We start from the raw sequence: 18,171 nt of genomic DNA, 5'->3' as shown, positions 1-18,171 counted from the left end.
GGGGAGAACCCCGGGGCCCGTTCCGTGCGTCCTCGCCCCCGCCGGGCGGGAGGCGGCTCCACGGCCCGGATCGATACCATGGCAGTCCGGACCTGTTCGGGGGCCGGACCCCGCATGAGGAGTGCTCTTGCCAGACAAGGCCCAGCCGCTCTCCCCCAGACTCCGTCCGGGGGCATCCCCAGCGGCACAGCCCGACCAGCCCGCGCCGGACGCCGCGGCTGCCGCGGGTACGCCCGAGCCCACGGGCCGCCCGCAGGGCGCGGCCGCGCCCGAGCCCGGAAAGCGGGGCCGGCCGCAGGCCGCCCCGGGGGCGACCTGGTCAAGGAGAGCGCCGGCCCGCGCCCCACGCCGCCGCCGAGCGCCCGTTCGGCATCCTCCAGCCGGGTCCGCGCCCGCCTCGCCCGGCTGGGCGTACAGCGGCAGAGCCCGTACAACCCGGTGCTGGAGCCGCTGCTCCGGATCGTCCGGGGGAACGACCCCAAGGCGGACGCCTCCACGCTGCGCCAGATCGAGCGCGCCTACCAGGTCGCCGAGCGCTGGCACCGCGGGCAGAAGCGCAAGAGCGGCGATCCGTACATCACCCACCCGCTCGCCGTGACCACCATCCTGGCCGAGCTGGGCATGGACCCGGCGACGCTGATGGCCGGGCTGCTGCACGACACCGTCGAGGACACCGAGTACGGCCTCGACGACCTCCGCCGCGACTTCGGCGACCAGGTCGCCCTGCTCGTCGACGGCGTCACCAAGCTGGACCGGGTGCAGTTCGGCGAGGCCGCCCAGGCCGAGACCGTCCGCAAGATGGTCGTGGCCATGGCCAAGGACCCCGGGTCCTGGTGATCAAGCTGGCCGACCGGCTGCACAACATGCGCACCATGCGCTACCTCAAGCGGGAGAAGCAGGAGAAGAAGGCCCGCGAGACGCTGGAGATCTATGCCCCGCTGGCGCACCGGCTGGGCATGAACACCATCAAGTGGGAGCTGGAGGACCTCGCGTTCGCGATCCTCTACCCCAAGATGTACGACGAGATCGTCCGGCTCGTCGCCGAGCGCGCCCCCAAGCGGGACGAGTACCTGGCGATCGTCACCGACGAGGTCCAGGCCGACCTCCGCGCGGCCCGCATCAAGGCCACGGTCACCGGCCGCCCGAAGCACTACTACAGCGTCTACCAGAAGATGATCGTGCGGGGCCGGGACTTCGCCGAGATCTACGACCTGGTGGGCATCCGCGTCCTCGTCGACACCGTCCGCGACTGCTACGCGGCGCTCGGCACCGTCCACGCCCGGTGGAACCCGGTGCCGGGGCGGTTCAAGGACTACATCGCGATGCCCAAGTTCAACATGTACCAGTCGCTGCACACGACGGTCATAGGGCCCAGCGGCAAGCCGGTCGAGCTCCAGATCCGGACGTTCGACATGCACCGCCGCGCCGAGTACGGCATCGCCGCGCACTGGAAGTACAAGCAGGAGGCCGTCGCCGGCGCCTCCAAGATCCGTACGGACGTGCCGAAGAACGCCGGCAAGAACCAGGACACCGTCAACGACATGGCCTGGCTCCGGCAGTTGCTGGACTGGCAGAAGGAGACGGAGGACCCGGGCGAGTTCCTGGAGTCGCTGCGCTTCGACCTGTCGCGCAACGAGGTCTTCGTCTTCACGCCCAAGGGCGACGTCATAGCGCTGCCCGCCGGGGCCACGCCGGTCGACTTCGCCTACGCCGTGCACACCGAGGTCGGCCACCGCACCATAGGGGCCCGGGTCAACGGGCGGCTGGTGCCGCTCGAATCGACCCTCGACAACGGCGACCTGGTCGAGGTCTTCACCTCCAAGGCACCCGGCGCCGGCCCCTCCCGCGACTGGCTGGGCTTCGTCAAGTCGCCCCGCGCGCGCAACAAGATCCGCGCCTGGTTCTCCAAGGAGCGCCGGGACGAGGCCATCGAGCAGGGCAAGGACGCCATCGCCCGCGCGATGCGCAAGCAGAACCTGCCCATCCAGCGCATCCTGACCGGCGATTCGCTCGTCACCCTCGCGCACGAGATGCGCTACCCGGACATCTCCTCGCTCTACGCCGCCATCGGCGAGGGCCACGTCGCCGCGCAGGGCGTGGTGCAGAAGCTCGTCCAGGCGCTCGGCGGCGAGGACGCGGCGACGGAGGACATCGAGGAGTCGGCGCCCATCCGCGGCCGCTCCAATCGGCGTTCCTCCGCGGACCCGGGCGTGGTCGTCAAGGGCGTCGACGACGTGTGGGTCAAACTCGCCCGCTGCTGCACGCCCGTCCCCGGCGACCCGATCATCGGCTTCGTCACCCGCGGCAACGGCATCTCCGTCCACCGCGCGGACTGCGTCAACGTCGACTCGCTCTCGCAGCAGCCCGAGCGGATCATCGACGTCGAGTGGGCGCCCACCCAGTCGTCCGTCTTCCTCGTCGCCATCCAGGTGGAGGCGCTGGACCGGTCCCGGCTGCTGTCGGACGTCACCCGGGTCCTGTCGGACCAGCACGTCAACATCCTCTCGGCGGCCGTGCAGACCTCCCGCGACCGGGTGGCCACCTCGCGGTTCACCTTCGAGATGGGCGACCCCAAGCACCTGGGGCACGTCCTGAAGGCGGTGCGCGGAGTGGAGGGCGTCTACGACGTGTACCGCGTGACGTCGGCGCGGAGGCCGTAGCGGACACGGGAAAGGCCCCGGTGCTCTCAAGCACCGGGGCCTTTCCTCTATGGGGCTTGTTTCAGCCGCCGAACTCCTGCAGACCCTTCAACGCCTGGTCCAGCAGCGCCTTGCGGCCCTCCAGCTCCCTGCCGAGCTTCTCGGCCTTCGCCTCGTTGCCCGCCGCACGCGCCTTGTCGATCTGCGCCTGGAGCTTGTCGACCGCGTCCTGGAGCTGCCCGGTCAGCCCGGCCGCGCGCGCCCGCGCCTCCGGGTTGGTCCGCCGCCACTCGGCCTCCTCGGCCTCCTGGATGGCGCGCTCCACCGCGTGCATCCGGCCCTCGATCTTCGGCCGGGCGTCCCGCGGCACGTGACCGATGGCCTCCCAGCGCTCGTTGATCGAACGGAACGCCGCCCGGGCCGCCTTGAGGTCGGTCACCGGCAGCAGCTTCTCCGCCTCGACGACCAGGTCCTCCTTCAGCCCCAGGTTGGCCTGCTGCTCGGCGTCGCGCTCCGCGAACACCTCGCCGCGCGCCTGGAAGAAGACGTCCTGCGCGCCCCGGAACCGGGCCCACAGCTCGTCCTCGGCCTCGCGCTGGGCGCGGCCGGCGGCCTTCCAGTCGGCCATCAGCTCGCGGTAACGGGCGGCGGTGGCGCCCCAGTCCGTCGAACCGGACAGCGCCTCGGCCTCGGCGACCAGCTTCTCCTTGACCTTGCGGGCCTCTTCGCGCTGGGCGTCCAGCGACGCGAAGTGGGCCTTGCGGCGCTTGGAGAACGCCGAGCGGGCGTGCGAGAAGCGGTGCCACAGCTCGTCGTCGGTCTTGCGATCCAGCCGCGGCAGGCCCTTCCAGGTGTCCACCAGGGCCCGCAGCCGCTCACCGGCCGAGCGCCACTGCTCGCTCGCGGCCAGCTCCTCGGCCTCGGCGACCAGCGCCTCCTTGGCCGTCCTGGCCTCGTCCGTCTGCTTGGCCTTGGCCGCCTTGCGCTCCTCACGGCGCTTGTCGACCGTCGCGACGAGCTTGTCCAACCGCCCGCGCAGCGCGTCCAGATCGCCGACCGCGTGGTGCTCGTCGACCTGCGAACGCAGGTGGTCGATCGCGGCCATCGCGTCCTTGGTCGACAGGTCGGTGGTGTTGACCCGGCGTTCGAGGAGGCCGATCTCGACGACCAGGCCCTCGTACTTGCGCTCGAAGTAAGCGAGAGCCTCCTCCGGACTCCCCGCCTGCCACGAGCCGACGACCTTCTCGCCGTCGGCGGTACGCACGTACACCGTCCCCGTCTCGTCGACGCGGCCCCACGGGTCGCTGCTCACAGCGCCTCCTCCACATGATGCGGGGGCCGTTCGCGGCCCGCGCGCATCGTCCACAGTTGTCCCCGGTGGAGCCGCGCCCCGCCCGGTCCGGCGGCTTGATCATTTCACTGCCGTTCGGTGCTGTTTCGGGTGCCTCGCAGCCGCCGGAGCAGGCACCCTACACAACGCCAACATAGGCGACCGGTGGCCCGGCTGTCCGTATCCCGCGACCGGAATTTCGCCGCTCGGCCACGGGTGCGGAATCAGCTCTTCGTCACCGTCGCCTTGTCCACCACGACGGTGGCGTTGGGGGGTCCGTCCGGGGCCCCGCCCTGGATCCCGGCCTTGGCGATCTTGTCGAGGGTCTTGCGGCCCTCGGCGCCGATCGTGCCGACCGGGGTGTAGTCCGGCTGCAGCGGGCTGTCCTTGTAGACGAGGAAGAACTGGCTGCCCGTCGAATGCGGCTGCTGCGTCTTGGCCATGGCGATCGTCCCGGCCGGATAGATCTTCATCTTCGCCTGCTTGAGCTGATCGTCCTTCGGCTCCTGGAGCAGGTCGCTCTTGAGGTTCTCCTCGGCGAGCGTGTAGCCGGGGCCGCCCCCGCCGGTGCCCTCCGGGTCGCCGCACTGGAGGACGTAGATGCCCGCGGCCTCACCGGTGAGGCGGTGGCACTTGGTGTGGTCGAAGTACCCCTGGCCCGCCAGGAAGTTCAGCGAGTTGACGGTGTGGGGGGCCTTGGCCGCGTCCAGCTTCAGGTCGATGTCCCCGCAGGTGGTCTTGAGCGCCATGGTGTATGAGGCGGAGGTGTCGACCGTCATCGACGGCTCCGACTTCCACGTCTTCTTCGCCGGGCTGCCGGCGGCGGGCTTGGCGCACGGGTCCGGGCCCTTGGCGGGGGTGGGGAGCTCGCTCGGGGTCGCGTCGGACGCCGTCTTGTCGTCCTTCTTGTCGTCGCCGCCCAGCGCGCCGGCGGCCACCGCCGTGCCGCCCGCGGCGATCAGCACGGCGAGACCGGCCGCGATCAACGCGTTCCGGTTGCGGGCCTTGCGCCGCTGCGCCTCGCGGCGCTGCTGCTGCCGCTCGAACTTCTCCCGTGCGAGCTGCCGCCGCCGCTGCTCGTTAGTGACCACCGGGTCGTCTCCTCGTGCCGTATCGATCCGTCGGAACGCCTGTTGCGAGCGTGCCCGTACCGTATACGGGTTCGCGGCGGCGGAGGTGCCGCCGGTAGGCTCTGAACCGGCATAAACGTGACCGGCGCACCGGCCGGGCACGCCTGCCGGATCCCTGCCACGCCAACGCAGGCCGACATTTAAGGACGAATGTGCTGATTGCCGGGTTCCCCGCCGGGGCCTGGGGGACCAATTGTTATCTGGTCGCCCCCGCCGCCGGTGAGGAGTGCGTGATCATCGACCCGGGCCACCAGGCCGCCCAGGGAGTCGAGGAAGCACTCAGGAAGCATCGGCTCAAGCCCGTCGCGGTCGTCCTCACCCACGGCCACATCGACCACGTCGCCTCGGTCGTCCCGGTGTGCGGCGCCCATGACGTCCCCGCCTGGATCCACCCCGCCGACCGCTACATGATGAGCGACCCGGAGAAGGCCCTCGGCCGCTCCATCGGCGCGCAGCTCCTCGGCGAGCTGACCGTGGGCGAACCGGACGACGTCAAGGAGCTCGCCGACGGCAGCACCCTGGACCTCGCCGGTCTGGAGTTCACCGTCGCGCACGCGCCCGGCCATACCAAGGGGTCGGTGACCTTCCGGCTGCCCGAGACCAACGACATCCCGTCGGTCTTCTTCTCGGGCGACCTGCTGTTCGCCGGCTCCATCGGACGCACCGACATGCCCGGCGGTGACCACGCCGAGATACTCGAGTCCCTGGCCCGCGTGTGCCTGCCCCTCGACGACTCGACCGTGGTCCTCTCCGGCCACGGCCCCCAGACCAGCATCGGCCGCGAGCGCGCCGCCAACCCGTACCTGCGGGAAGTGGCCCAGGCGCGGTACGGCCCCGGAACCGGCACCCCGGCTCCGCGACGAGGAATGTGACGAAGCTTTCGTGAGCACTTTCAAGGCCCCCAAGGGCACCTACGACCTGACCCCGCCGGACTCGGCGGTCTACCTCGCCGTGCGCGAGGCCATCGCCGCGCCGGTGCGGCGGGCCGGTTACGGCTATGTGGAGACGCCCGGTTTCGAGAACGTCGAGCTGTTCGCGCGCGGCGTCGGCGAGTCCACCGACATCGTGACCAAGGAGATGTACACCCTCACCACGCGCGGCGGCGACCAGCTCGCGCTGCGCCCCGAGGGCACCGCCTCCGTGCTCCGCGCCGCGCTGGAGGGCAACCTGCACAAGGGCGGCAACCTCCCGGTCAAGCTTTGGTACTCCGGCTCGTACTACCGCTACGAGCGCCCGCAGAAGGGCCGTTACCGCCACTTCTCGCAGGTCGGCGCCGAGGCCATCGGAGCCGAGGACCCGGCGCTCGACGCCGAACTGATCATCCTGGCCGTCGACGCGTACAAGTCGCTCGGCCTGAAGGACTTCCGCCTGCTGCTCAACTCGCTCGGCGACAAGGAGTGCCGCCCCGCCTACCGGGCCGCCCTCCAGGACTTCCTGCGCGGTCTCGACCTGGACGACGACACCCGCCGCCGCATCGAGATCAACCCGCTGCGGGTCCTCGACGACAAGCGCGAGGCCGTCCAGAAGCAGCTCGTCGGCGCCCCCATGCTCCGCGACCACCTCTGCGAGGCGTGCAAGGAGTACCACGAGCAGGTGCGCGCGCTGCTGACGGCGGCGGGCGTCGAGTTCGAGGACGACGAGAAGCTGGTGCGCGGCCTGGACTACTACACGCGCACCACCTTCGAGTTCGTCCACGACGGCCTCGGCGCGCAGTCCGCCGTCGGCGGCGGCGGCCGCTACGACGGCCTGTCCGAGATGATCGGCGGCCCGGCCCTGCCGTCCGTCGGCTGGGCGCTGGGCGTCGACCGCACGGTGCTGGCGCTGGAGGCCGAGGGCATCGAACTCGAACTCCCCGCCGCCACCGAGGTGTACGCGGTCCCGCTCGGCGACGAGGCCCGCCGGGTCCTCTTCGGCGTCGTCACCGAACTGCGCCGGGCCGGCGTCGCCGCCGACTTCGCGTTCGGCGGGAAGGGGCTCAAGAACGCCATGAAATCGGCGGACCGCTCCGGCGCCCGCTACGCCTTGGTGGCGGGCGAACGCGATCTGGCCGAGGGCGTCGTCCAGCTCAAGGACCTGGGCAGCGGCGAGCAGACCGCCGTCGCGGTCGATGCCGTCGTGGGTGAACTCCGGGCCAGGCAGGGCTGATCGGCCCTCTCCTGGTGCAGAATGGGCGCATCGGACGACTGATGGGATCTATGGCGCTATGACGACCTCGGCTCTTGACCGCTCCGACACCGACGACGTGGAGCGGGACGGGCCCGCCGCCGGTGCGGTGGGCGGCAGCCGTGCCTTCGGGCTGCTGCTCGTCATCACCGGCGCCATGGGGCTGCTGGCCGCCTGGGTCATCACGATCGACAAGAACAAGATCCTCGAGGCCAAGGCGCATGGGAAGACCTTCACCCCCGGGTGCAGCCTCAACCCGGTCGTCGCCTGCGGCAACATCATGGAGAGCGAGCAGGCCCACGCCTTCGGGTTCCCCAACCCGATGCTCGGCCTGGTCTGCTACGGCGCGATCATCGCGATCGGCCTGGCGGTGCTCTCCGGCGCCCGGTTCCCGCGCTGGTACTGGCTCGGCATGGAGGCCGGCACCCTCTTCGGCGTCGGATTCTGCACCTGGCTGCAGTACCAGTCGCTGTACGTCATCGGCTCGCTCTGCCTGTGGTGCTGCCTCGCCTGGGTCGCCACCATCGTGATGTTCTGCTACGTCACCGTGCAGAACATCCGGCACCGCTTCATCCCGCTCCCGAACGCGGTGCGGAACGTGGTGCTGGAGTTCCACTGGGTGGTGCCGGTGCTGTGGATCGGCCTCATCGGGCTGGCGATCCTGACCAACTGGTGGTCGTTCTGGACGGGCCAGTCCTGAGCGCGCTTCTCTGAACAGCGACAACGCCGCCGGACGACGACCGTCCGGCGGCGTTGTCAGTGGGGTGGCATAGGGTTTCGAGCGTGGAACCCGACCTGTTCACCGCCGCAGAAGAGGACCGCCGGGAGAAAGACCCGTCGAGCAGTCCCCTGGCCGTCCGCATGCGCCCCCGCACCCTCGACGAGGTCGTCGGGCAGGGCCATCTGCTGAAGCCGGGATCGCCGCTGCGCCGGCTGGTCGGCGAGGCGAGCGGCGGGCCGGCCGGGCCCTCGTCGGTGATCCTCTGGGGGCCGCCCGGCATCGGCAAGACGACCCTCGCATACGTCGTCAGCCAGGCCACCAACAAGCGCTTCGTCGAGCTGTCCGCGATCACCGCCGGCGTCAAGGAGGTCCGGGCCGTCATCGACGGCGCCCGCCGGGCATCCGGCGGCTACGGCAAGGAGACCGTCCTCTTCCTCGACGAGATCCACCGCTTCAGCAAGGCCCAGCAGGACTCCCTGCTGCCCGCCGTGGAGAACCGCTGGGTCACCCTCATCGCCGCCACCACCGAGAACCCCTACTTCTCGATCATCTCCCCGCTCCTCTCCCGCTCCCTGCTGCTCACCCTCCAGGCGCTCACCGACGACGACCTGCGCGGACTGCTGCACCGCGCCGTCGCCGACGAGCGCGGGCTCGGCGGCGCGGTCACGCTCCCCGAGGACGCGGAGGCGCACCTGCTGCGAATCGCCGGCGGCGACGCACGGCGGGCGCTCACCGCCCTGGAGGCGGCGGCGGGGGCCGCCCTCGACAAGGGCGAGAGCGAGATCAGCCTGGAGACGCTGGAGGAGACGGTCGACCGGGCCGCGGTGAAGTACGACCGCGACGGCGATCAGCATTACGACGTCGCGAGCGCGCTGATCAAGTCCATCCGGGGGTCGGATGTGGACGCGACCCTGCACTACCTGGCCCGGATGATCGAGGCGGGGGAGGACCCGCGGTTCATCGCCCGGCGGCTGATGATCTCCGCCAGTGAGGACATCGGGCTCGCTGATCCCACGGCTCTGCAGACCGCCGTCGCCGGGGCGCAGGCTGTCGCCATGATCGGGTTTCCCGAGGCGCGGATCACTCTGTCGCAGGTGGCCATCGCGTTGGCCTTGGCGCCCAAGTCGAACGCGGCTTATCTCGCCATCGATGCGGCGCTGGCCGATGTACGGGCTGGGAAGGCCGGGCCTGTGCCCGCGCATCTGCGGGACGGGCACTACAAGGGGGCCGAGAAGCTGGGGCATGGGGAGGGGTATCAGTACCCCCACGATCTGCCGGGCGGGATCGCGGCTCAGCAGTATGCGCCTGATGCGGTGCATGGGCGGCGGTATTACTCGCCTACTCGGCATGGGGCGGAGTCGCGGTACGCGGATGTGATGGAGCGGGTGCGGGGGCGTTTGCGGGGGGAGTGAGCCCCGGGCCCGCCCTTTCACCGTTTCCTGGGGCTGCGCCCCAGACCCCCTTGTTCGCGGCTTCGCCGCTCGTCCTCAAACGCCGGACGGGCTGAATAGGGCACCCACTCCAGCCCGTCCGGCGTTTGAGGACAGCGCCCGCAGGGCGCTTCGGGGGTGCGGGGGACCTCCCCCGCAAGAAACGGTGAACGGGCGGGACAGGGGCACCCCCAACCCCTCACTCCTCCGCCGCGTCGAACAGCCGATGCATCTCCCGCCGCAGCCCCGCCACATCCCGCACCGGCTCCGGGAACTCGAACCGCGCGTCGAAGGAGCGATCGGCCGGGCTGCCGGCGCCGTGCCGCGTGAAGCGGACCCGGAACCCGAACCGGTCCAGCGCCAGCGGCACCGCGGCACCCGCGCCCGCCCGCCGCTCGTCCAGCAGCGCCCACAGGGAACGCACCTGATCCCCGTGCCCCGCATGCAGATGCTGCAGCAACTCCGTCTCGTACTCCACGAGCGGATCGGGCGCGGCGCCCGCGAAGTCGTCGGGCGAGACGGTCTCGATGCCCCAGAGGTCGTCCACGGAAATGTCCCCGAGTTCCAGCCGCACCATCATGCGGCCCGGCTCCGCGACGCCGGGGACGCAGGTGAGCCAGCCGGAGAGCCAGGCGCGGCCGCGGATGCGGTTGGGGACGGAGACGGGGGCGACGTCGGTGAGTTCCAGGACGGCGGGGAGGTCGTCGGCCTCGGCGTGGGTGGCCGCTCGGACGACGGGGGAGTCGGCGGGGTGGACGAGGTACACGTCGCCGTCGGGGCCGACGGTCCGTACCTCCGGGGTGAGGGGTTCGGGGTGGGCGGCGTCCAGGCCGGCGACGAGCAGCACCGCGGAGCATGTACTCTGTACGAGAGTTCGTGTGCGCTCGGCTGCTGACGGCATCCGGGCGGTTTCAAGTCCGCTGGGACGCGGCTGACCACGATCTGATCGGACCTCCGTCGTACCGGCGCCATCAGTTGCGCCGGCCTTCTTCGTGCTGTCCGTGACGTGACTGGTGTTCCCCGGGCGAGACATGCGATCTCCTTGAGTAAGGTGAGCCTAACCTAACCTATTTCGGAGGTCTGGAGAACGTGCCTAACCAGTCGCGTCCCAAGGTCAAGAAGTCTCGTGCGCTCGGCATCGCCCTGACGCCGAAGGCCGTCAAGTACTTCGAGGCCCGTCCCTACCCGCCGGGCGAGCACGGCCGCGGCCGCAAGCAGAACTCGGACTACAAGGTCCGTCTGCTCGAGAAGCAGCGTCTGCGCGCGCAGTACGACATCAGCGAGCGCCAGATGGCGCGCGCCTACGACCGCGCCAAGAAGGCCGAGGGCAAGACCGGCGAGGCGCTGGTCATCGAGCTCGAGCGTCGTCTGGACGCCCTGGTCCTGCGGTCCGGCATCGCCCGCACCATCTACCAGGCCCGTCAGATGGTCGTCCACGGCCACATCGAGGTCAACGGCAAGAAGGTCGACAAGCCGTCCTTCCGCGTCCGTCCCGACGACGTCGTGATGGTCCGCGAGCGCAGCCGCGCCAAGCACCCCTTCCAGGTCGCCCGCGAGGGTGGCTACGCGGGTGAGGGTGAGACCCCGCGCTACCTGCAGGTCAACCTGCAGGCCCTGGCCTTCCGCCTGGACCGCGACCCGAACCGCAAGGAGATCCCGGTCATCTGCGACGAGCAGCTCGTCGTCGAGTACTACGCCCGATAAATCCGGCCGTAGGACCCTCCTTCACGCCCGGCCCGCCGTCCCCCCGCCCCTGTGGCGGCGGGGCGGCGGGCCGCCGTGTTTCGGGGGGCGCTCCGGGCGTCGAAACGGAGTACGGGCCGCCAGCCACGGCGCGATAAGGTCGGTACCCGACGTTTCCAACGTGTGACCAGCGACGACAGCAGGGAGCGATGCAGTGTCCGGTGGAGAGGTGGCCGGGATCCTCGTGGCCGTCTTCTGGGCGATCCTGGTGTCCTTCATCGCCCTCGTCCTGGTTCGGCTCGCGCAGACCCTGAAGGCGGCCACCAAGCTGGTCGCCGACGTCACCGAGCAGGCCGTGCCGCTGCTGGCCGACGCCTCGGCGACCGTCCGGTCCGCCCACACCCAGCTCGCCCGCGTCGACTCGATCGCCGCGGACGTCCAGGAGGTCACGGCCAACGCCTCGGCGCTGTCCTCCACCGTCTCCTCCGCCTTCGGCGGGCCGCTGGTGAAGGTCGCCGCCTTCGGTTACGGGGTGCGGCGGGCGATCGGGCGCAAGGGCGCCCCCGCCGAAGACGAGCGCACCGTGATCACCGGCCGGAGCGTCGGCAAGAAGCTGCCGTCCGCCCGGCGCGGCGGCCGTCGTACCCGTGGGAAGGGCTGATCCGGAAATGTTCCGCCGTGCTTTTTGGTTCACCACCGGGGTGGCCGCCGGAGTGTGGGCCACCACCAAGGTGAACCGCACCCTGGACAAGCTCACCCCCGAGAGCCTCGCGCTCCAGGCGGCCGACCGGGCCGTGCTCGCCGGCCGCCGCGTCAAGCACTTCGCCCTCGACGTCCGCGACGGCATGGCGCACCGCGAGGCGGCGCTCAAGGACGCGCTCGGCCTCACCGCCGCACCGGAGCCGGAGGAGGCGCGGGCGCTGCCCGCCGGACGCCCGCACCTCGTCGTCGTCGAACCCACCCATCCCCACCACTCGCTCACCCGGAAAGAGGACCACTGATGGAGTCCGCTGAAATCCGCCGCCGCTGGCTGCGCTTCTTCGAAGAGCGTGGGCACACCGTCGTGCCGTCGGCGTCGCTCATCGCGGACGACCCGACGCTGCTCCTCGTGCCCGCGGGCATGGTGCCCTTCAAGCCCTACTTCCTCGGTGAGGTCAAGCCGCCGTTCTCCCGCGCCACCAGCGTGCAGAAGTGCGTCCGCACGCCGGACATCGAGGAGGTCGGCAAGACCACCCGGCACGGCACGTTCTTCCAGATGTGCGGCAACTTCTCGTTCGGCGACTACTTCAAGGAGGGCGCGATCAAGCTCTCCTGGGAGCTGCTGACCTCGTCCGTCGCCGACGGCGGCTACGGCCTCGACCCCGAGAAGCTCTGGATCACCGTCTACCAGGACGACGACGAGGCCGAGCGGATCTGGCGGGACACCGTCGGCGTTCCCGCCGAGCGCATCCAGCGCCTGGGCAAGAAGGACAACTTCTGGTCCATGGGCGTCCCCGGCCCCTGCGGCCCCTGCTCCGAGATCAACTACGACCGCGGGCCCGAGTTCGGCCCCGAGGGCGGCCCGGCCGTCAACGACGAGCGGTACGTGGAGATCTGGAACCTGGTCTTCATGCAGTACGAGCGGGGTGCCGGCGACGGCAAGGAGGACTTCCCGATCCTCGGCGACCTCCCCGCCAAGAACATCGACACCGGCCTCGGCCTCGAACGCCTCGCGATGATCCTCCAGGGCGTCCGGAACATGTACGAGACCGACACCCTGCGCGTCGTCATCGACAAGGCCACCGAGCTCACCGGCGTCGCCTACGGCAAGGCCGACGCCTCCGACGTCTCGCTGCGCGTGGTCGCCGACCACATGCGGACCTCCGTGATGCTCATCGGCGACGGCGTCACCCCCGGCAACGAGGGCCGCGGTTACGTCCTGCGCCGCATCATGCGCCGCGCCATCCGCAACATGCGGATGCTGGGCGCCACCGGCCCGGTCGTCGCCGACCTGCTCGACGTGATCATCAACACGATGGGGCAGCAGTACCCGGAGCTCATCGAGGACCGCAAGCGCATCGAGACCGTCGCGCTCGCCGAGGAGGCCGCCTTCCTCAAGGCCCTCAAGGGCGGCACGAACATCCTCGACACCGCCGTCACCGAGACCAAGGCCGCCGGCGGCACGGTCCTCTCCGGCGACAAGGCGTTCCTGCTCCACGACACCTGGGGCTTCCCGATCGACCTCACCCTGGAGATGGCCGCCGAGCAGGGCCTCTCCGTGGACGAGGACGGCTTCCGCCGCCTGATGAAGGAGCAGCGGGACCGCGCCAAGGCCGACGCCAAGGCCAAGAAGACCGGCCACGCCGACCTGTCGGCCTACCGCGAGGTCGCGGACACCGCCGGCGCCACCGACTTCACCGGCTACACCCTGACCGAGAACGAGGCCACCGTCGTCGGCCTGCTCGTCGACGGTGTGCCGTCGCCGGCCGCCTCCGAGGGCGACGAGGTCGAGATCGTCCTCGACCGTACGCCGTTCTACGCCGAGGGTGGTGGCCAGCTGGCCGACCAGGGGCGTATCAAGCTTCACAACGGCGCCGTGGTCGAGATCCGCGACGTGCAGAAGCCCGTGCCGGGGGTCAACGTCCACAAGGGCGTCGTCCAGGTCGGCGAGGTGACGGTCGGCGCCTCGGCGTACGCGGTCATCGACGTCAAGCGCCGCCGGGCCATCGCCCGCGCCCACAGCGCCACCCACCTGACCCACCAGGCGCTGCGCGACGCGCTCGGCCCGACGGCCGCCCAGGCCGGTTCGGAGAACTCGCCGGGCCGCTTCCGCTTCGACTTCGGCTCCCCGACCGCCGTCCCCGGCACCGTCCTCACCGACGTCGAGCAGCGGATCAACGAGGTCCTCTCCCATGAACTCGACGTCCACGCCGAGGTCATGAGCTTGGACGAGGCCAAGAAGTCCGGCGCGATCGCCGAGTTCGGCGAGAAGTACGGCGAGCGGGTACGCGTCGTGACCATCGGCGACTTCTCCAAGGAGCTGTGCGGCGGTACGCACGTCGCCAACACCGCGCAGCTGGGCCTGGTGAAGCTGCTCGGCGAGTCCTCGATCGGCTCCGGCGTGCGCCGCGTCGAGGCCCTGGTCGGCGCCGACGCGTACGACTTCCTGGCCAAGGAGCACACGGTCGTCGCCCAGCTCACCGAGCTGGTCAAGGGCCGCCCGGAGGAGCTGCCGGAGAAGATCTCGGGCATGCTCGCCAAGCTGCGGGACGCCGAGAAGGAGATCGAGCGCTACCGCGCCGAGAAGGTGCTCCAGGCCGCCGCCGGGCTGGCCCAGGGGGCCAAGGACGTCCACGGCACCGCCCTGGTCACTGGCACCGTCCCGGACGGCACCGGCGCCGACGACCTGCGCAAGCTGGTCCTCGACGTCCGCGGCCGGATCACCGGCGGCCGCCCGGCCGTCGTCGCCCTGTTCACCGTGGCCAACGGCCGCCCGCTGACCGTCATCGCCACCAACGAGGCCGCCCGCGAGCGCGGCCTCAAGGCCGGTGACCTGGTCCGTACGGCCGCCAAGACGCTCGGCGGCGGCGGTGGCGGCAAGCCGGACGTCGCCCAGGGCGGTGGCCAGAACCCGGAGGCCGTGGCCGACGCCATCGCCGCCGTGGAGCGCCTCGTGGCGGAGGCGGCCTGACCGTGCGACGTGGCAGACGCATCGCCGTCGACGTCGGGGACGCCCGGATCGGGGTCGCCTCGTGCGACCCCGACGGGATCCTCGCCACACCGGTCGAGACCGTGCCCGGACGGGACATCCCGCAGGCACACAAGCGGCTCGCGGCGATCGTCGCGGAGTACGAGCCCATCGAGATCGTCGTCGGGCTGCCCCGCTCCCTCAAGGGGGGAGAGGGGCCGGCCGCGGCCAAGGTGCGCACGTTCGCCAAGGAGATGGCCCGGCGCGTCGCGCCGGTGCCCGTCCGGCTGGTGGACGAGCGGATGACCACGGTCACCGCGGCCCAGGGGCTGCGCGCGTCCGGCGTCAACACCAAGAAGGGCCGGTCCGTCGTCGACCAGGCGGCGGCCGTGGTCATCCTGCAGAACGCCCTGGAGACCGAAAGGACGTCGGGGCGCCCTCCGGGCGAACCCGTCGAAGTGGTCATCTGATCGCGATACGGTAACCTTCCGCGCGACATGGCAGCTAGTTCGAACGCCATCCCTACAGGACCAGACGATCGGACCCGCGCCCTCCGGGGCGCCCGGCTGCCGCTGTGCGGCTCTAGGGGATAGATGACTGAGTACGGCCGGGGTTCCGGCTCCCAACCGTGGAATCCCGGCGACCCCCACCACGGGGACCCGGGGTACGAGGGTCAGCAGCATCCTCCGCAGCAGCAGCCGTACTACGGTCAGCAGCAGTATCCCGACCAGGGGTTTCCCGAACAGCAGCAGTACGGCTGGGAGCAGTCGTCGCAGGGCGGTGGGGGCCACTACGGTGACCCCCACACCCAGTCCCAGGGCCATTCCGGGTACGGGCAGCAGCAGGCCGGCCCGTCGGGTGGCTACTACGGGTCGGGCGGCGGGTACCACCCGGGGCAGGACGGACAGTCCTACGACACGGGTCAGCATCCGCACGTACAGCAGCAGACGTACGACACCGGGCAGCACCCGCAGCCGGGCGGTCAGCAGACGTACGACACGGGACAGCATCCGCAGCAGTCCTATGACACGGGTCAGCACCCGCATCCGTCGTATGACACCGGGCAGCATCCGCAGCAGGGGTACGACACGGGTCAGCACCGGCAGCAGTCCTACGACATGGGTCAGCACCCGCATCCGTCGTACGACACCGGGCAGCATCCCCAGCAGGCGTACGACACCGGGCAGCACCCGCGGCCGGACGAGCGTCGGGTGCCGCGGCAGGCGCCCGCGGAGGAGCAGCACGAGGAGCGGCCGGAGGAGTCCTCCGGCGAGCACTCCGTGCTCTCCGAGTCGGCTTCGCCCCCCGGTCGTCCCCGGCCATAGACCTCCTCCCGGGCGGCGTCACCGACGAAGCCGACGAGGACGGGACCGGCGACGAGCCCCGGCGCGGCCGGCGCGGCGGCGGGTCCGGCGGCAAGGGCAAGAAGCAGCCCAAGCGCCGCAGCGGCACGGCCTGCCTGGTCGTCGCGGTGGTGCTGGTCGGCGCCGTGGGCGGCCTCGGCTACCTCGGCTACGACTACTGGGAGACGAACTACGGCCCCGCGCCCGACTACGACGGCGAGGGCACCGGTTCCGTCCAGGTGGAGATCCCCAAGGGCACCGGCCTCACCCAGATGGGTGACCTTCTCCAGAAGAACGGCGTGGTCAAGAGCGCCCGGGCGTTCACCGAGGCGGCGGGCACCAAGCTCATCCAGCCGGGCACGTACACCCTGCACAAGGAGATGTCGGCCGAGTCCGCCGTCACGATGATGACGGACACCAAGAACCTGCTGACCATCCGCGAGGGCATCCGGGCCGCCGAGGTCTACAGCTCCATCGACAAGAAGCTGGAGCTCAAGCCGGGCACCACCAAGGACGTCGCCAAGGCGCAGGCGAGGAACCTGGGCCTGCCCGACTGGGCGACCGCCGACCCGAACGTCAAGGACCCCCTGGAGGGCTTCCTCTTCCCGTCGCAGTACAACGCGGGCAAGGGCACCAAGCCGGAGGAGATCCTCCGGCAGATGGTCAAGCGGGCGAAGGCCAACTACGAGCAGCAGGACCTGGAGGGCAAGGCCAAGGAGCTGGGCCTGAAGTCCCCGCTCCAGGTGGTCACCGTCGCCAGCCTGGTCCAGGTCGAGGGCAAGTACAAGCACGACTTCGACAAGATCGCCCGGGTCGTCTACAACCGGCTCAAGCCGGACAACAAGGAGACGTACGGCCTCCTGGACTTCGACTCCACGGTCAACTACGCCAAGAGCCAGTCCACCCTGGACACCGGCTCCGTCAACGACCTGCGCAAGTTCAAGGACCCGTACAACACCTACTACGCCAAGGGCCTGCCGCCCGGGCCGATCAGCAACCCCGGCATGGACGCCCTGAAGTCGGCGCTCGAACCCGCCTCCGGGCCCTGGTACTACTTCGTCTCGATCAACGAGGACAAGACGCTGTTCGCGGTGACCAACGCGGAGCACAACAGGAACCGCCAGCAGTACGAGCAGGAGCACCGGAAGGCGGCCGGACAGTGACCGGGCGCCGCCGGGCCGCCGTCCTCGGGTCGCCCATCGCGCACTCGCTCTCCCCGGTCCTGCACCGGGCCGCGTACGCCGCGCTCGGCCTGGGGAGTGGACGTACGACCGGTACGAGATCGACGAGGCCGCGCTCCCGGCCTTCGTCGCGGGGCTGGACGACAGCTGGGCCGGGCTCTCGCTGACCATGCCGCTCAAGCGGGCGATCATTCCGATGCTGGACGGCATCAGTGAAACCGCGCGGTCCGTCGAGGCCGTCAACACCGTCCTCGTCGGCACGGACGGCCGGCTGACGGGCGACAACACGGACATCCCGGGCCTGGTCGCCGCCCTGCGCGAGCGCGGGGTCGACAAAGTCGAATCGGCGGCCGTGCTGGGCGCCGGCGCCACCGCGTCCTCGGCGCTCGCCGCGCTCGCCGGGATCTGCGCCGGCGAGGTCACGGCCTACGTCCGCAGCGCCGGGCGCGCCGCGGAGATGCGGCAGTGGGGCGAACGGCTCGGGGTGACCGTCCGCACCGCCGACTGGTCCCGCGCCGCCGAGGCGTTCGAGGCCCCGCTGGTCGTCGCCACCACCCCGGCCGGGGCCGCGGACGCGCTCGCGGCCGCCGTCCCGTCCCGTCCCGGAACCCTCTTCGACGTCCTCTACGAGCCCTGGCCGACCCCGCTGGCGGCGGCCTGGGCCGGGCGCGGCGGCACGGTCCTGGGCGGCCTCGACCTGCTCGTCCACCAGGCCGTGCTCCAGGTCGAGCGGATGACGGGCGTCTCGCCGGCGCCGCTCGCGGCCATGCGCGCCGCCGGGGAAGCGGCCCTCGCCGCGCGCTGAGGGCGTCCGGACCACCCCGGGGACTTGCCCGGATCGCTTCCGGAACGGGCGGAAAACGTCCGGAAAGCGGACCGGCGCC

At 70.9% G+C, this 18,171-nt stretch carries 14 protein-coding genes and 2 pseudogenes; 13 read left to right on the top strand and 3 right to left on the bottom strand.

Annotation, left to right across the window (positions count from 1 at the left end; genetic code table 11):
- Window positions 1–127: 127 nt before the first annotated feature.
- Window positions 128–2,660 (top strand): annotated as a pseudogene (locus ACQEVS_RS05280) (RelA/SpoT family protein).
- A gap of 61 nt (window positions 2,661–2,721) precedes the next feature.
- On the opposite strand, the gene ACQEVS_RS05275 reads toward ACQEVS_RS05280, so the two are convergent.
- Together ACQEVS_RS05275 and ACQEVS_RS05270 are read right to left on the bottom strand one after the other, a co-directional pair.
- Window positions 2,722–3,951 carry a DUF349 domain-containing protein gene (locus tag ACQEVS_RS05275; RefSeq protein ID WP_433015861.1) on the bottom strand — a complete coding sequence of 410 codons (1,230 nt, stop codon included), beginning with the start codon at window positions 3,949–3,951 and terminating at the stop codon, window positions 2,722–2,724.
- A 242-nt stretch (window positions 3,952–4,193) separates the two neighbouring features.
- On the bottom strand, window positions 4,194–5,060 hold the full coding sequence (locus ACQEVS_RS05270) for a peptidylprolyl isomerase (protein WP_433015858.1): 867 nt from the start codon (window positions 5,058–5,060) through the stop codon (window positions 4,194–4,196).
- A 191-nt stretch (window positions 5,061–5,251) separates the two neighbouring features.
- On the opposite strand from ACQEVS_RS05270, the gene ACQEVS_RS05265 reads away from it, so the two are divergent.
- The 4 genes from ACQEVS_RS05265 to ACQEVS_RS05250 all read left to right on the top strand — a co-directional run bounded on the left by ACQEVS_RS05265 (window position 5,252) and on the right by ACQEVS_RS05250 (window position 9,395).
- On the top strand, window positions 5,252–5,971 hold the full coding sequence (locus tag ACQEVS_RS05265; protein ID WP_433015855.1) for an MBL fold metallo-hydrolase: 720 nt from the start codon (window positions 5,252–5,254) through the stop codon (window positions 5,969–5,971).
- A gap of 10 nt (window positions 5,972–5,981) precedes the next feature.
- Window positions 5,982–7,244 carry a histidine--tRNA ligase gene (gene hisS / locus ACQEVS_RS05260; RefSeq protein WP_433015852.1) on the top strand — a complete coding sequence of 421 codons (1,263 nt, stop codon included), beginning with the start codon at window positions 5,982–5,984 and terminating at the stop codon, window positions 7,242–7,244.
- Window positions 7,245–7,302: 58 nt separating this feature from the next.
- Window positions 7,303–7,962 (top strand): vitamin K epoxide reductase family protein, encoded by a 660-nt coding sequence (locus ACQEVS_RS05255; RefSeq protein WP_433015849.1) that lies wholly within the window; start codon window positions 7,303–7,305, stop codon window positions 7,960–7,962.
- Between the two features lie 83 nt (window positions 7,963–8,045).
- Window positions 8,046–9,395, top strand: coding sequence for a replication-associated recombination protein A (locus ACQEVS_RS05250; RefSeq protein ID WP_433015846.1), 1,350 nt, complete (start codon window positions 8,046–8,048; stop codon window positions 9,393–9,395).
- 217 nt (window positions 9,396–9,612) lie between these two features.
- Here the strand turns inward: ACQEVS_RS05250 and ACQEVS_RS05245 are convergent, their stop codons facing one another.
- Entirely contained in the window at window positions 9,613–10,314 is a 702-nt protein-coding gene (locus ACQEVS_RS05245) for a DUF2470 domain-containing protein (protein ID WP_433015843.1), read from the bottom strand.
- Between the two features lie 188 nt (window positions 10,315–10,502).
- Between ACQEVS_RS05245 and rpsD the strand changes: the two genes are divergently transcribed.
- The 8 genes and pseudogenes from rpsD (at window position 10,503) to ACQEVS_RS05205 (ending at window position 18,092) form a co-directional block, all read left to right on the top strand.
- On the top strand, window positions 10,503–11,117 hold the full coding sequence (rpsD, locus tag ACQEVS_RS05240; RefSeq protein ID WP_433015840.1) for a 30S ribosomal protein S4: 615 nt from the start codon (window positions 10,503–10,505) through the stop codon (window positions 11,115–11,117).
- Window positions 11,118–11,310: 193 nt separating this feature from the next.
- Window positions 11,311–11,757, top strand: a complete 447-nt coding sequence (locus ACQEVS_RS05235; RefSeq protein ID WP_433015837.1) for a DUF948 domain-containing protein — start codon at window positions 11,311–11,313, stop codon at window positions 11,755–11,757.
- Window positions 11,758–11,764: 7 nt separating this feature from the next.
- Window positions 11,765–12,097 (top strand): DUF6167 family protein, encoded by a 333-nt coding sequence (locus ACQEVS_RS05230; RefSeq protein ID WP_040888971.1) that lies wholly within the window; start codon window positions 11,765–11,767, stop codon window positions 12,095–12,097.
- Window positions 12,097–14,766, top strand: a complete 2,670-nt coding sequence (gene alaS, locus ACQEVS_RS05225; protein ID WP_433015834.1) for an alanine--tRNA ligase — start codon at window positions 12,097–12,099, stop codon at window positions 14,764–14,766. Before ACQEVS_RS05230 ends, alaS begins: the two co-directional genes overlap by 1 nt.
- Before the next feature lie 2 nt (window positions 14,767–14,768).
- A complete protein-coding gene (gene ruvX, locus ACQEVS_RS05220) occupies window positions 14,769–15,233 on the top strand; it encodes a Holliday junction resolvase RuvX (protein ID WP_433015831.1) in 465 nt (154 codons plus the stop codon).
- 123 nt (window positions 15,234–15,356) lie between these two features.
- On the top strand, window positions 15,357–16,088 hold the full coding sequence (locus ACQEVS_RS05215; RefSeq protein WP_433015828.1) for a hypothetical protein: 732 nt from the start codon (window positions 15,357–15,359) through the stop codon (window positions 16,086–16,088).
- Between the two features lie 146 nt (window positions 16,089–16,234).
- Complete coding sequence (gene mltG / locus ACQEVS_RS05210) at window positions 16,235–17,269, top strand: endolytic transglycosylase MltG (protein WP_433015825.1); 1,035 nt, start codon at window positions 16,235–16,237, stop codon at window positions 17,267–17,269.
- Window positions 17,266–18,092: pseudogene (locus ACQEVS_RS05205) on the top strand (shikimate dehydrogenase). The gene mltG and the pseudogene ACQEVS_RS05205 overlap by 4 nt, the downstream one beginning before the upstream one ends.
- Window positions 18,093–18,171: the final 79 nt, after the last annotated feature.

The sequence above is a fragment of the Streptomyces sp. CA-181903 genome (assembly GCF_050937075.1).
Lineage (GTDB): Bacteria > Actinomycetota > Actinomycetes > Streptomycetales > Streptomycetaceae > Streptomyces.
The sequence above is the reverse complement of the archived record's forward strand: the minus strand, read 5'-3'. Positions and strand labels throughout refer to the sequence as shown.

Excerpts from the sequence above, each read along its gene's own strand:
- ACQEVS_RS05215 (WP_433015828.1), top strand. The coding sequence starts at position 15,357 with ATGACTGAGTACGGCCGGGGTTCCGGCTCCCAACCGTGGAATCCCGGC.
- ACQEVS_RS05245 (WP_433015843.1), bottom strand. The coding sequence starts at position 10,314 with ATGCCGTCAGCAGCCGAGCGCACACGAACTCTCGTACAGAGTACATGC.
- ACQEVS_RS05255 (WP_433015849.1), top strand. The coding sequence starts at position 7,303 with ATGACGACCTCGGCTCTTGACCGCTCCGACACCGACGACGTGGAGCGG.
- alaS (WP_433015834.1), top strand. The coding sequence starts at position 12,097 with ATGGAGTCCGCTGAAATCCGCCGCCGCTGGCTGCGCTTCTTCGAAGAG.
- ACQEVS_RS05230 (WP_040888971.1), top strand. The coding sequence starts at position 11,765 with ATGTTCCGCCGTGCTTTTTGGTTCACCACCGGGGTGGCCGCCGGAGTG.